The organism is Streptomyces sp. NPDC086766 (genome assembly GCF_044746005.1).
GTDB lineage: Bacteria > Actinomycetota > Actinomycetes > Streptomycetales > Streptomycetaceae > Streptomyces.
Genome location: NZ_JBIVBI010000010.1, coordinates 56,873 through 70,782 on the forward strand (window position 1 = coordinate 56,873; position 13,910 = coordinate 70,782).

10 protein-coding genes are annotated in these 13,910 nt (G+C 69.1%); 3 read left to right on the top strand and 7 right to left on the bottom strand.

Features of this window, described 5'->3' with window-relative positions; genetic code table 11:
• Positions 1-23 precede the first annotated feature (23 nt).
• From ACIPM1_RS19655 to ACIPM1_RS19665, 3 genes are all read right to left on the bottom strand, one after another.
• Entirely contained in the window at positions 24-611 is a 588-nt protein-coding gene (locus ACIPM1_RS19655) for a hypothetical protein (protein ID WP_402436242.1), read from the bottom strand.
• A gap of 66 nt (positions 612-677) precedes the next feature.
• On the bottom strand, positions 678-1,133 hold the full coding sequence (locus ACIPM1_RS19660) for a hypothetical protein (protein ID WP_402436245.1): 456 nt from the start codon (positions 1,131-1,133) through the stop codon (positions 678-680).
• A gap of 882 nt (positions 1,134-2,015) precedes the next feature.
• Positions 2,016-3,902 (bottom strand): DNA/RNA helicase domain-containing protein, encoded by a 1,887-nt coding sequence (locus ACIPM1_RS19665; RefSeq protein ID WP_402436247.1) that lies wholly within the window; start codon positions 3,900-3,902, stop codon positions 2,016-2,018.
• A 582-nt stretch (positions 3,903-4,484) separates the two neighbouring features.
• On the opposite strand from ACIPM1_RS19665, the gene ctaD reads away from it, so the two are divergent.
• Entirely contained in the window at positions 4,485-6,104 is a 1,620-nt protein-coding gene (gene ctaD, locus ACIPM1_RS19670) for a cytochrome c oxidase subunit I (protein ID WP_402436663.1), read from the top strand.
• A gap of 3 nt (positions 6,105-6,107) precedes the next feature.
• Positions 6,108-6,674, top strand: coding sequence for a hypothetical protein (locus tag ACIPM1_RS19675; RefSeq protein WP_402436250.1), 567 nt, complete (start codon positions 6,108-6,110; stop codon positions 6,672-6,674).
• Between the two features lie 91 nt (positions 6,675-6,765).
• On the opposite strand, the gene ACIPM1_RS19680 is transcribed toward ACIPM1_RS19675, so the two are convergent.
• The 4 genes from ACIPM1_RS19680 to ACIPM1_RS19695 all read right to left on the bottom strand — a co-directional run bounded on the left by ACIPM1_RS19680 (position 6,766) and on the right by ACIPM1_RS19695 (position 11,402).
• Positions 6,766-8,130, bottom strand: coding sequence for a GH1 family beta-glucosidase (locus tag ACIPM1_RS19680; RefSeq protein ID WP_402436254.1), 1,365 nt, complete (start codon positions 8,128-8,130; stop codon positions 6,766-6,768).
• Between the two features lie 29 nt (positions 8,131-8,159).
• On the bottom strand, positions 8,160-8,999 hold the full coding sequence (locus ACIPM1_RS19685; RefSeq protein WP_402436666.1) for a carbohydrate ABC transporter permease: 840 nt from the start codon (positions 8,997-8,999) through the stop codon (positions 8,160-8,162).
• 76 nt (positions 9,000-9,075) lie between these two features.
• Positions 9,076-10,071, bottom strand: coding sequence for a carbohydrate ABC transporter permease (locus tag ACIPM1_RS19690; RefSeq protein WP_402436257.1), 996 nt, complete (start codon positions 10,069-10,071; stop codon positions 9,076-9,078).
• A gap of 14 nt (positions 10,072-10,085) precedes the next feature.
• Positions 10,086-11,402 (bottom strand): ABC transporter substrate-binding protein, encoded by a 1,317-nt coding sequence (locus tag ACIPM1_RS19695; protein WP_402436260.1) that lies wholly within the window; start codon positions 11,400-11,402, stop codon positions 10,086-10,088.
• A 506-nt stretch (positions 11,403-11,908) separates the two neighbouring features.
• Here ACIPM1_RS19695 and ACIPM1_RS19700 point away from each other — a divergent pair.
• Complete coding sequence (locus tag ACIPM1_RS19700; RefSeq protein WP_402436263.1) at positions 11,909-13,738, top strand: coagulation factor 5/8 type domain-containing protein; 1,830 nt, start codon at positions 11,909-11,911, stop codon at positions 13,736-13,738.
• Positions 13,739-13,910 lie beyond the last annotated feature (172 nt).

The following is a 13,910-nucleotide window of genomic DNA, read 5'->3' on the forward strand; positions in this document are numbered from 1 at the left end:
TAGCACGGCCGGCCAGTCGACCGTCATGTGGCGCTGTACGCGAGCTCGGCCAGGGCGAGCGCCTGCCTCAGCGTTTCTTCGTCGCGGATCTGAATGCTCACTCTGTACTGATGGTGGCCTGTGGTGAGTGCGTAGGCGTCCGATGCCAGCTCTGCGATCTCGTCGCCGTGCTTCAGACGAAAGTTGATCAAGCCTGTCGACGGGAAGACGTAGGCGAAACCGCCGTACTGGCTGCCCTTGCGGCGGAGTCGGAGATAGCCGGTGTAGTCGAGCGGATCACCCTCCTGCGACGTCTGGCGCTTGATGCCGTGAACTCCGACGCTCTCCCAGGAGCCGGCTACCGCCATGAAGTCGATGAACTGCTGAGCGGCGGGGTTGAAGGCGAGCTGCGCCTTCACGGCATCCTGCCCCTCCGCCGCGACTCCCGGCACCTCGCCCTCGATGAGCCCCCCGAAGTCCACCTCGCCATCGTTGTCGGGATCAGCAGCCACCTCGGGCGTCTGCCGAGGCGCGTCGACCGTAGCGGACTGCTGGTGGACGAGCTTGTGAACCAGCTCGGATGCGTCCAGCTCCTCCGGTGTGCCTTCGAAGCAGAAATAGGTGAGCTTCATGGGTCCCCCCTCATGTGTCGCGTGGACTCTCTGTCGGCAATCGGATGCCGGTGCACTCGGAGTGGCTCAGACTCCGCAGAAGGTCGGCGCCCAGGTCAACTGGATGCCCACCTCCTGAGCCAATGAGGTCCACCTGTCATCCGCCGGTGCCTTCTCCAGTACGAGGACTGGCCGTATGGACCGCCCCGAGACAGCGAGGCGAAGCTGATGCGCGTAGTCGAGCACCTGACCGATGCCCAAGCGGATCTGCTGATCCTGACTCGTACCGGTCAGGCTCTTCACCTCGCTGATGAAAATGTCGTTCCCGATCGCCCAGCCTGCGTCGAACCTCGGGCTGTTGCGCGCGAAAGAGTGCACCTCGACACCTCTACGGGCCAGGTGCCGAATGAGCGCTTCGACGGTGGACTCATGGGCCGCGGTTCCCTCGTCCAGTGAACTGAGGTCCACGGTGAGCTCGGTCGGCTGGTGCCGACCGCTCTTGCGAATCTGAAGGGGAGCGCCGAGTACAAGCGCCGAGTACACCGTACGCAGCGTGCGCAGGAACCACCACGGGGCCGCCGCCCCGCGGCGGGCGCCGCAGCTTCAAGCACGGTGCGGAGAAGCCGTGAATGAGATCGCCGAAGCCTCGTCCATCCACCACATGCACGTGACGACCCTGTCCACGCTCACGCTCGGCCGCGACCAACGTGCCGCTGTAGTTCCGCCGGGTGTCGGAGACCTGCTTGCCTGCGAGATCGCCGTGGACGACCAGGCTGATCCCGCTGGAGAAGTCGGTTCTTGTCGTTGCACCGCGCTGCTTGGACCTGCGGGCACACTCCGTGCGAACCATCCACTCGCCGTCTACGACGATCTTGCCGGTGAAACACACAGTTTGTGCCTTCAGGCTGTGAACCCATCCGTCACATGTCCGACCTGTCACCCGCACCTCCATCAACGCGCCAGTCCAGTCTGACGGTTGAAGGGCGGCTCGGGCATGGGATCAGGCGGATTAACAGGTACCTGGCACCTATCAGCCAGTGACGGGCGCTGAGAAGATTCAGCAACGCCCTATTCGGTGGTCCGCTTCCGGGATACGAGGTGCCTTGACGTTGCCGCTGTCTGCGGGCCCCCGCTCACCAAGTCATGGCCCCCGAGGCCGTTCCGAAGCTGGGAGTTCGCAGGCTTCTGGTACGCCCACGACCCGGTGCTCGTCCTGGACAGCGCCATCGACCGGCTGATGAACGAACTCGGTGCGATTAAGGCAGCGATACAACGCTTGGGTGGTGTCTAAACCTAGCGCGGCCACTGATCGCCTCGTGCTCACGCCAACCCGCTCCTCGGAGCACGAAGCGCCGCAGACCACAGTGACCGACACTCACAGCTCAGCCGTCATCAGCCGCGGACCGGTTCAGAACCGGCCGGCCGTCATGCGACCACCGATTCCCTCGCCACGCCGCCCACCAGCTTCCGCAGCTTCTCCCGCGTCTCCCGGTCCGTCGAGTACACGATCGTGCCGACCATGCCCCGAGTCAGCAGCACCTTGTAGGTGTTCCGGATGAGGCGGTCGACGTCGTCGTCGGAGGTCGACTTCCTGAAGACCGGGTCCTTGGACTGCGTGCGGTCCGTGATCCAGCGGTCGCCGCGCCAGACCAGGTCGGGGCCGATGATCACGCCGGACCAGTCGTACTCGAAGCCCTGGGCGGTGTAGACGCAGCCGACCTGGCCGAAGCCTGCCGGGTCCGTGGCCCACAGGGCGGACGGCGGGGCGCCGGAGACGGAGCGTTCGCCGCGGAGGTTCCAGGGGCGGGCCCAGTCGCCTATGACCACGTCGGCCGGAAGCGGATCACCGGGCTTGGGCTCCGGGGACCAAAGCCAGCAGTAGCCGGCGGACATACGGGCGCCGTAGCCATGGGCCCTGCGGGCCTCAAGAAACGCCTCCATCTCCTCCGGGCTGTCGGCGACCAGAAGCTGCATACGGTCGTCGGGCTCCCAGACCACCGGCCCCCCGGGCTGCAGGCCGAGCAGGCGCACGACCCAGCGCAGGTACGCGTCGCTGCCGCCGCAGCGGAACTGGCTCTCCAGCGCCACCACGTGACAGTCGAGGCCCTGAGCCGCCGCAGCCGCCTTGATGTCCTCCACCGTGCCCATCTCGCCGGGGCGCACCACCTGGTGCTCGTCGAGGAGGAAGACGGGCACGCGGGCGACGTCGATGAGTTCGTCGATCTGCCGCTTGCCCGTGCGCTGGGCCGCCGGGGTATAGCGGTTGGCGGAGGTCTCGCGGATGCGGTGGGCCTCGTCGCAGATCAGGACGTCGAGGGAGTTCTGCTCGGCGGTCATGAAGCTGTTGAAGTACTTGAAGAGGTCCTGCACCTCGCGCTTGCGGGTGCCGGCGACCTTCCGCATCGTCTTGGTGAACGACTGGGAGCCGGTGGCGTGCAGCGCCGGTATCCCCTGCCGGTACAGCTCCCCGAGCAGGGAGAGCGCGATGACGCTCTTGCCGGTGCCGGGGCCGCCGGTGACGACGACGACCTCCTTGTGGTTGGACCGCTTGGCCTTGCGCACCGCGTTGAGAACCATGCGGTACGCGACCTGCTGCTCGTCCAGGAGCACGAACTGCTCCCGCTCGCGCACCTCCTGGGCCGCGACGGACATCAACTGCTTCGACGGGACCGTCCGGCCCGCCTGCAGTTCGTCGGCGGCACGGGCGCCGGGCACCTTGTCGCTGAGCCTGGCCCGGAGGTGGTCGATGAACTCGCCGCGCCGCTCGCCCGTGAACATCTGCCCGCGGTTGTCCAGTTCGATCGCTCGTAGACCGCCCACGCCGAACTCCGTGGCGTTGTGCAGGTACGCCACACCGCTGACCCGGTCCGGGTGCTCGGCCACCGCGCCGTTGAAGTTGACGAGGTACTCGCAGTAGCGGCGCACCTGTTCGATGGGATTGAGGACCGGGTGCGCGTAGGCGTCGATCCGGCACAGCGCCGGGTCGTCCTCGTCCGGCTCGGCCTGACTCCACTGCTTCAGCTCCACGACGACGTACGAAGGCTCGCCCGTAGCGGGATGCACTCCGGCGAGGACGGCGTCGGCGCGCTTGCTGTTCAGCGGGAGCGCGTACTCCAGCATGACCTCGACCTCGCCGAGGCCCGCGTCGTTGAGCGCTGCGGCCAGTGCGGGGATGCTCCGCTGCCATGAGCGGGCTTCGGCGGCATTGGGCCTGTGGCCGTGCATATGGACGAACTGCTCGGTGAGGTGGAGGTAGAGCGACGTGTCGAGTGCCCTCGCGGCGATCGTTTTCGCGGATTCGCGGAACAGCAAGGACTCCCCCAGGCAGCACGAAGTGACTCGTGCGGGTGGGGGCATGTCCTTCGAGACTCCACCGAGGTGGAGCGGAAGCCCGTCGGGCCGCAGTGACGACGGGTCAGAGACTACCTGGCGGAACCGACAAGGACCCCAGGGGCTGCGGTGCCCCGGCACAGGCACACATTCCGGCCGGACCGCGCGTCCGCCTGCTCACATGCCGGCCGTCAGGCACGCCCGTCACCCGACCCCCGGGACAGAGGTCCCGGCCGCTGGGCCCTACCGGCGGTCCCGCTCGGGGACCGTTCGACCCTATCGGCACCCCGTACCACCCCGGCGATCATGGGGCGGCGGCCGGAAGGGGCCGGGTCCGTATTCTCAACCTGTGCGCTTCCAGGCTCGTCGACGCATCGACAAATCGATGAAACGAGCAGATGGGGAGGGCACCGTCCGGTGGACGAGGTGCGGATACAGCAGGGTCCGGCGGGGCGGCCGGAAGACCCGGAGGACAAGGTCGAGGACAAGGCCGAAGTCGAGGTCGAGGCCGCCGCCGGCGAGGCGCGCGGCCAGGTGGAGCGCAGGGCCGTGCGGCCCACCTGGGTGGAGTGGCTCACCACCACCGATCACAAGAGGATCGGGACGCTCTATCTCGTCTCGGCCTTCGTGTTCTTCATCGTCGGCGGTGTGATGGCGCTGCTGATGCGGGCCGAGCTCGCCCGGCCCGGGCTGCAGATCATGTCGAACGAGCAGTTCAACCAGGCGTTCACGATGCACGGCTCGATCATGCTGCTGATGTTCGCGATGCCGCTGTTCACCGGCTTCGCGAACTGGATCATGCCGTTGCAGATCGGCGCCCCCGACGTCGCCTTCCCGCGGCTGAACATGCTGGCGTACTGGCTGTTCCTGTTCGGCTCCTCGATCGCCGCGTTCGGTTTCCTCACCCCGGGCGGGGCCGCCGACTTCGGCTGGTTCCTGTACGCGCCGCTGTCGGACGCGGTCCACTCGCCGGGGCTCGGCGCCGACCTGTGGATCATGGGAGTGGCCCTCTCCGGCTTCGGCAGCATCCTCGGCGCGGTCAACTTCATCACCACGATCGTCTGTATGCGCGCGCCCGGCATGACCATGTTCCGCATGCCGATCTTCACCTGGAACGTGCTGCTGACCGCGGTCCTCGTCCTGATCGTGTTCCCCGTGCTGGCGGCGGCGCTGTTCGCCCTGGAGTGCGACCGCAAGTTCGGCGCCCACGTCTTCGACGCGGCCAACGGCGGGGCGCTGCTGTGGCAGCACCTGTTCTGGTTCTTCGGCCATCCCGAGGTGTACATCCTGGCCCTGCCGTTCTTCGGGATCGTCTCGGAGGTCATCCCCGTCTTCTCCCGCAAGCCGATGTTCGGCTACATGGGACTGATCGGCGCGACGATCGCCATCGCGGGTCTGTCGGTGACGGTGTGGGCGCACCACATGTACGTCACGGGTGGCGTTCTGCTGCCCTTCTTCTCCTTCATGACGTTCCTCATCGCGGTGCCGACCGGGGTGAAGTTCTTCAACTGGATCGGCACCATGTGGAAGGGCAGCCTGTCCTTCGAGACCCCGATGCTGTGGACGACGGGCTTCCTCATCACCTTCCTCTTCGGCGGCCTGACCGGTGTGATCCTCGCGTCCCCGCCGATGGACTTCCACCTCTCCGACTCCTACTTCGTGGTGGCGCACTTCCACTACACGGTGTTCGGCACGGTCGTGTACGCGATGTTCGCCGGGTTCCACTTCTGGTGGCCGAAGATGACCGGCAAGATGCTCGACGAGCGGCTCGGCAAGATCACCTTCTGGACGCTCACCGTCGGCTTCCACCTGACCTTCCTCGTGCAGCACTGGCTGGGCGCCGAGGGCATGCCGCGCCGGTATGCCGACTACCTCGCCGCCGACGGCTTCACCGCCCTCAACACCCTTTCCACGATCGGCGCGTTCCTGCTGGGCCTGTCGATCCTGCCGTTCTTCTACAACGTCTGGAAGACGGCCAAGTACGGCAAGAAGATCGAGGTCGACGACCCCTGGGGATACGGCCGTTCGCTGGAGTGGGCCACCTCCTGCCCGCCGCCCCGGCACAACTTCGTCTCCCTGCCCCGGATCCGCAGCGAGTCCCCGGCCTTCGACCTGCATCACCCGGAGATCGCCGGAGCAGCCGGGATCACGCAGGGCCCCGGCCTGGAAGCGGCGGCGAGGTAGGCCGTGTCGCACGCCGTCGCCGCGCTCGGAGCCGCGGCACTGACCGCCGCCGGATGCGTCTGGTACCTGCCCGCCCTCGCCGACCTGCGGGCCGGCGCCGACCGTCCCGACTCCCGGCGCAGCGCCGCGGCGGCCTGTGTGACGGGCTGGGCCGGCGTCGCCGCCCTCGCCGTGCTGCTGCTCGTCGCCGAGGGGTGGTGGGTGCCGGGCGTCGCCGCCCTCCTCGGGGCCGTCACCAGCACCGCCCTCCGCCTGCGGGCCGCCGTCCAGCGCAGGCGGGAGGCGCGGGAGACCGCCCACCAGTGGGCGGGGCTGGGGCACGTGCCCGGCCCCGCCGGACCGGGCCGTTCCCGGTACGTCGTCGCCGCCGTCCTGGGCTGCGGCGTCGCCGCCGCCGCGGCCGTCGCGGGGATGCGCGCGGTGGCGGGCCCGATCCAGGGCGTGGGCTGGGTGGCGTCCATCGCTCCGACCGCAGCCCTGGGGTTGTTCCTCATCCTGGCGGCCACGCACGCCACCCATGCGACCCGTCGCACAGCGCCTGCGAACGGCCGGGCACGCCCACAGCGGTAGCGCTTGCGGATACTCGTCCGCGGATTCGATCCCTGTCCGGCGCGCGGTCGGTGATGAGCGACCGCACGCCGGACGACGCGGGGTAGGCCTTTCAAGCCGCCTCGCGGCCCCTTTCCCGGTGCGTCCGCACGATCGCCGCGTACCGGTGGCCGCTGCCCTTGATGGTGCGGGCCTGGGTGCGGTAGTCGACGTGGACGAGCCCGAACCGCTTGTCGTAGCCGTACGCCCACTCGAAGTTGTCCAGCAGCGACCAGGCGAAGTACCCGGCCAGAGGTGCGCCCTTGCGCGCCGCGGAGGCGCAGGCGGCCAGGTGCCGCACCAGGTACTCCTGGCGCTCTACGTCGTCGATCGTGCCGTCGGGGCGTACGACGTCCGGGAAGGCGGAGCCGTTCTCGGTGACGTGGATCCTGCGGGCGCCGTACTCGTGGGTCAGGCGCAGCAGCAGGGTCTCGATGCCGCTCGCGTCGATCTCCCAGTCCATGCCGGTGCGCGGCACGCCGAGGCGGCGCACACCGCGGACCCGGGGGGCGGGTCCGGAGGGGTCGTCGGCGACGGTGGCCGGGAAGTAGTAGTTCAGGCCCAGCCAGTCCAAGGGGGCCGCGATCGTCTCCAAGTCTCTTGATCGCTCGGGTAGTTCGACGCCGTACACCTCCCGCATGTCGGCGGGGAAGCCGCGGCCGTGCACCGGGTCCAGCCACCAGCGGTTGATGTGGCCGTCGTGGCGGCGGGCGGCCGCCACGTCCTCGGGGCGGTCTGTGGCGGCGAAGACGGTGGAGAGATTGTTGACGATGCCGATCTCGGCGCCGGGCGCGGCGGCGCGGATGGCCTGGGTGGCGAGGCCGTGGCCGAGGAGCAGGTGGTAGGAGGCGCGGACGGCGGCGGTCAGGTCGGTGAGGCCCGGGGCCATCTTGCCCTCCAGGTGGCCGATCCAGGCCGAGCAGGAGGGTTCGTTGAGGGTGGCCCAGTGGGAGACGCGGTCGCCGAGGCGTTCGGCGACGGCTGAGGCGTACGCGGCGAAGTGCTCGGCGGTCGCCCGCTCCGGCCAGCCGCCCCGGTCCTGGAGCCCCTGCGGGAGGTCCCAGTGGTAGAGGGTGACGGACGGGGTGATGCCCGCCTCCAGCAGCCCGTCGACCAGCGCGTCGTAGAAGGCGAGGCCCTTGGGGTTGACCGGGCCGTCGCCTCGCGGCATGACGCGAGGCCAGGCGATCGACAACCGGTAGGCGTTCGTGCCCAGTTGCCGCATCAGGTCGATGTCCTCACGCCAGCGGTGGTAGTGGTCGCAGGCGATGTCGCCGTGGTCGTCGTTGTCGATCTTTCCGGGGGTGTGGGAGAACGTGTCCCAGATCGAGGGTGCGCGGCCGTCCTCGGCGACGGCGCCCTCGATCTGGTACGCCGATGTGGCCGTGCCCCAGAGGAAGTCGTGCGGGAGCGCGGCGAGGTCGATGGCGTCGGACACGGAAGTCCTCTCAGAAGGGCGGGTGTTGTTCACTTCACCGCTCCGGCGGTGAGCCCGGCGACGAGATAGCGCTGCAGCAGCAGGAAGCCGGCGACCACGGGAACGCTGACGACGAGCGAGGCGGCCATGATCTGGTTCCAGTACACGTCGTTCTGCGTGGAGTAGCCCTGCAGGCCGACGGCGAGAGTGCGGGTGGTGTCGTTGGTCATGACGGAGGCGAAGAGCACCTCGCCCCAGGCGGTCATGAAGGCGTAGACGGCGACGGCCACGATGCCGGGGATCGCGGCCGGCACCACCACCCGGAACAGGGCGCCCAGCGGGCCGCAGCCGTCCACCAGCGCCGCCTCGTCCAGGTCGCGCGGCACCGAGTCGAAGTACCCGATCAGCATCCAGATCGAGAACGGCAGCGAGAAGGTGAGGTACGTCAGGATGAGCCCGCCGCGCGAGCCGAACAGCGCGATCCCGGTGGCGTTGCCGATGTTGACGTAGAGCAGGAACAGCGGCAGCAGGAAGAGGATGCCGGGGAACATCTGCGTGGACAGGACGGTGACCGTGAACACGCGTTTGCCGTGGAAGGCGTAGCGGCTGACGGCGTACGCGGAGAAGACCGCGACGACCACCGAGCAGACGGTCGCCGCGCCCGCGACGATCAGCGAGTTGGCGAAGTACCGGGCCAGCGGGACCGTGGACCAGATGTCGATGTACGGACGGATCGTCAACCCGCTCGGCAGCCAGCGGAACTTGCCCGTGACGTCCGGCAGCGGCTTCAGCGAGCTGGAGACCATCACGTACACCGGAACCAGCACGAAACCGGCGAGCAGGGTGAGGAGGACGCGCCGGGTCCAGAGGAAGGAGGGCGGGGGCGCCATCGGCGAGCGGGGCGGGGCCGTGCGCGAGCGCGAGGCCGCCCGCGCGGTGCCCGGCAGGCGGGGTGCGCGCGACGTGCTAGACATCGGCCGTCCTCCTTCCCCGGGAGGTCAGCAGCAGGTAGCCGCCCGTCACGACGAGCAGGAAGAGCAGCAGCAGGACGGACATGGCGGAGCCGGTGCCGAAGTTCCAGGTGACGAAGGACGCCTGGTAGATGTGGACCGAGATGAGCTCCGCGGCCTGCGGGGCGGCCCTGCCGAACAGGACGTACGGCGTGTTGAAGTCGTTGAACGTCCACAGGAACAGCACCAGGACCAGCACCTGGTTGACGGGCCGCAGCGAGGGCAGGGTGATGTGGCGGATCTGCCGCCACATTCCGGCGCCGTCGAGGGCGGCGGCCTCGTAGAGCTCCGTGGGGATGTTCTGCAGGCCGGCCATGACGATGAGGAAGGCGAACGGCCAGCCCTTCCACACCGACACGGTCAGCAGGGCGACGAAGCTGTTGTCGCCGATGAGCCAGAAGGACGGCTCGCCGGTGAGGTGCAGCTGGTCGTGCAGGACGTGGTTCACCAGTCCGTTGTCGTGCTGGAACATGAACACCCAGGTGATCACGGCCGCGTAGACGGGCAGCGCGTACGGCACCAGGAACAGCGCGCGCAGCAGGCCCCGGCCGCGGAAGGTGTCCTGCGTGCAGAGCGCGGCAGCGGTGCCGATCAGCCAGCACAGGCCGACCGAGAGCAGGGTGAAGCCGACGGTGACGAGGAAGGAGTGCAGCAGCGCCTGGCCGACGGGGGCGTCGAAGTCCACCGAGACGCGGTAGTTGCCGAGGCCGGACCAGGGGGCGGAGGCCCAGTCGCGGATGTAGAACTGGGTGAGTTCCTTGAAGCTCATCACGATGCCGATCACCATCGGCAGCAGATGGACCAGGAGTTCGAGGAGCAGGGCGGGCAGGAGCAGCAGGTACGGCAGCGCTGCGCGGTGGATCCGCCCGGTGCGGCGTGGGCCGCGCGCCGCACCGGGGGAACTCTCGCGCACGGCCGCCGCGCCCGCCTCGGTGGGGGCGGTGGTCGTCATGACGGTGTCCGTGCTCACTGCGCCGGCATCTGCTGCTGGGCCTTCTCGAGCTTGGCCTTCACCGATTGGGTGGTCACCGGGCGCCCGGCGGCGGCGTCGGCGAACAGCTCCTTGACGGCCGTGCCGACCGTCGTCTCGAACTGGGACTCGTCGGCGACCTGCGGCAGCGCGGCGGCGCTGGTGGCCAGGGTGTTCTTCAGGACGGCGTTGGCCGGGGTGGTGAACGCGGGGTCCGACTGGGCGTTCCTGACCGGCGGGATGGAGCTGTAGGCCTTGTTGAGGATCTTCTGCTCGGCGTCGCTGGTCATGAACTTCACGAACTGTGTGGCGCCGTCGAGGTTGTGGGTGTTCTTGAAGACGGCCATGTTGATGCCGGCGACCATGGAGTTGACCTGGGTGCCGGTGCCGGGAGTGCCGGAGCGGACGGGCACCGGGGCGATGCCGTAGGCGTCCTCGCTCATGCCCTGCGACTTCAGGTTGGCGGAGGCCGACTGCCACAGCAGCATCGCCGTCCTGCCCTTGGCGAAGTCGCTCACCGACTGGTTCTGCGCGTACTCGGCGTTGCCCTGCGGGACGACCTTGTCCTTGGCCATCAGGTCGACGTAACCCTTGACCGCGGCGACGGCGTCCGGACTGGTGAAGTCCGGTCTGCCGTCGGGGGTGAAGAAGCCGGCGCCGTGCTGCTTGGCGAAGACGAAGACGTGGTGGATGTTCTCCGAGACGTTCGAGCCCTCCGCGCCGAGGACCTGCTTGCCCTTGGCACGGATCTTCCTGCCGTCGGCGACCAGTTCGTCCCAGGTGGCCGGGGGCTTGGCTATGCCCGCGTCGGCGAGGATCCGCTTGTTGTAGTAGAGCGCGTACGCCATCGAGTACAGCGGCACCGCGGCCGGGTCCTTGCCCTGGGCGCCGGTCGAGCCGAGCGCGGAGTCGACGAAGCGGTCCTTCCCGCCGATCCGGTCGAAGTTCTTCGCGTCCCACGGCAGCAGCGCGCCCGTGGACTGCAGGGAGGCGCTCCAGGTGTTGCCGATGTTGAGGACGTCGGGGCCCTGGCCGGAGGTGGTCGCGGTGAGGATCCGGTTCAGCAGGTCCGACCAGGGGACGACCTCCAGCTTCACCTTGATGCCCGTCTGCTTCTCGAACTTGTCGAGCTCCGGCCGCAGGACCTTCTTGTCGATCTCGATGCTCGCGCCCTGGTTGGACGCCCAGTAGGTGAGGGCCTTCGGCGAGTCGCCGGAGCCGCCGCCCGTGGGAGAACCGCCTCCGCAGGCCGAGGCGGCGAGGGCGAGAGACAGGGTGACGGCGCCTACGGCCGCGGCTCGGATGCTGCGCATGGCTCCTGGTGTCCCCTTCCGGGAGTCGAGAACGAGTCGGGAACGCTTCGAGGGATCCCGGACATCGCCTCGTTCGGGTCCCCGAAGTGGGCACTGCCTCGTTCGGGTCCCCGAAGTCCTCATGACTTAATTTAGGACGTGAGTTAAACCGCGCGGAGGGGACTCGTCAAGGGATGCGGCAAGGACGGTTCGGGAAGTGGCGCGGGCCGCGGCGACACGGTCGCCGCCGCACCGCCGCGGGTGCCCGGGTGACCTGCGACGGGACGCCGTCGCGCGGACGCACACCCCTCGGCAACGGTTGGGTCTCGACACCCGCGAAGGGCCTGCCCCCACCCGGCGGACCCACCTGTGCATCACTGGCAGCCAGTTGACGGCCTGTCATCGCGAGTTGAACGAAATTGCGGTCGCCCCCCTTGACGCTTCGTTCACACGGATGAAGCATTCAGCACCGAGAGAGCGCTCTCACACCCCACTTCGTTCACTTCCTGAACCAGGAGAGCCGCCCCATGCCCCCTGTCTCCCCGGACACCCCCGACCGGCAGCCGCGCTCCGTCGGCCGCAGAACCGTCCTCGGCGCCGCCGCGGCGTCCGCTCCCGTCCTGGCCGGATTGGCCGCGGCGCCCGCCGCGGCCTCGACCCCCGACGGGGCGGCCGGGCGGCCGCCCGCCTCGCGCCGGAAGCGGTGCGCCCTGCCCGGCGGCGGCGACCTCGGACCCAACGTCCTGGTCTTCGACCCGTCCACGCCGGACATCCAGGCGAAGCTGGACGAGGTCTTCCGGCAGCAGGAGTCGGCCCAGTTCGGCACCGGCCGCTACGCGCTGCTGTTCAAGCCCGGCACCTATCACGGCCTCAACGCGCAGCTCGGCTTCTACACCTCCATCGCCGGCCTGGGCCTGTCCCCCGACGACACGACCATCAACGGGGACGTGACGGTCGACGCGGGCTGGTTCAACGGCAACGCGACGCAGAACTTCTGGCGTTCGGCGGAGAACCTCGCCCTCGTCCCCGCGAACGGCACCAATCGCTGGGCGGTCGCGCAGGCGGCCCCCTTCCGCCGTATGCACGTGCGCGGCGGCCTCAACCTCGCCCCGTCCGGCTACGGTTGGGCCAGCGGCGGCTACATCGCCGACAGCCGGATCGACGGCCAGGTCGGCCCGTACTCCCAGCAGCAGTGGTACACCCGCGACAGCGTGATCGGCAGCTGGCTCAACGGCGTGTGGAACATGGTGTTCTCCGGCGTCGTGGGCGCCCCGGTGCAGAGCTTCCCCAGCCCGCCGTACACCACCCTCGACACGACCCCCGTCTCCCGCGAGAAGCCCTTCCTCCACCTCGACGGCGACCGCTTCCGGGTCTTCCTCCCGGCGAAGCGGACGAACGCCCGCGGCGTCACCTGGGGCAACGGCACACCGCGGGGCACCTCGCTGCCGCTCACGCGGTTCTACGTCGCCAGGCCGGGCGTGAGCGCCACGACCCTCAACCAGGCCCTGGAGCAGGGACTCCACCTGCTGCTGACCCCGGGCATCTACCACCTGGACCGGCCGATCGAGGTGAACCGGCCCAACACCGTCGTCCTCGGCCTGGGTTACGCGACCCTCGTCCCGGACAACGGCGTCACGGCGATGAAGGTCGCCGACGTGGACGGCGTACGGCTCGCCGGTTTCCTGATCGACGCGGGGCCCGTGAACTCACCCACCCTGCTGGAGGTCGGCCCGCGGGGCGCGTCGAAGGACCACTCGGCCAACCCGACGACGGTGCAGGACGTGTTCGTGCGGATCGGCGGGGCGGGCGCCGGCCTGGCCACCACCAGCATGGTGATCAACAGCCGCCACACGATCGTCGACCACACCTGGATCTGGCGCGCCGACCACGGGACCGGCGTCGGCTGGGAGACCAACCGGGCCGACTACGGCCTGGTCGTCAACGGCGACGACGTCCTGGCCACGGGCCTGTTCGTCGAGCACTTCAACAAGTACGACGTCCAGTGGTACGGCCAGCGCGGCCGCACCCTCTTCTTCCAGAACGAGAAGGCGTACGACGCCCCGAACCAGGCGGCGATCCAGAACGGGCCGGTGAAGGGCTACGCGGCCTACAAGGTCGGCGACGACGTCACCACCCACGAGGCCTGGGGCCTGGGCAGCTACTGCTACTACAACGTCGACCCCACCATCGTGCAGCACAACGGCTTCTCGGCCCCGGACCGTCCCGGCGTGCGCTTCCACGACCTGCTGGTGATCTCCCTCGGCGGCCAGGGACAGTACGAGCACGTCATCAACGAGACGGGGGCGGCTACTTCGGGGAGTTCGACCGTGCCGTCGACGGTGGTGTCGTATCCGTGACGACGTCGTCCCCGGTGCCGTCGGCGGTCCGAGCCGGCCGGCTCCCCGCGCGCTCGGTGTAAAGGGCCGGCCGGACGGGCCGTGTCGTCGGCCGGCGGCATGACGTCGGCTGTGCCGGACCGGCCGGCGTCGAACCGCTCGCCAGGACACCGGGACGCCGCCCACAGCAGCC

Coding starts and splice junctions, on each gene's coding strand:
- ACIPM1_RS19655 (WP_402436242.1), bottom strand. CDS start 611: ATGAAGCTCACCTATTTCTGCTTCGAAGGCACACCGGAGGAGCTGGAC.
- ACIPM1_RS19685 (WP_402436666.1), bottom strand. CDS start 8,999: ATGGCGCCCCCGCCCTCCTTCCTCTGGACCCGGCGCGTCCTCCTCACC.
- ACIPM1_RS19690 (WP_402436257.1), bottom strand. CDS start 10,071: ATGACGACCACCGCCCCCACCGAGGCGGGCGCGGCGGCCGTGCGCGAG.
- ACIPM1_RS19695 (WP_402436260.1), bottom strand. CDS start 11,402: ATGCGCAGCATCCGAGCCGCGGCCGTAGGCGCCGTCACCCTGTCTCTC.
- ACIPM1_RS19700 (WP_402436263.1), top strand. CDS start 11,909: ATGCCCCCTGTCTCCCCGGACACCCCCGACCGGCAGCCGCGCTCCGTC.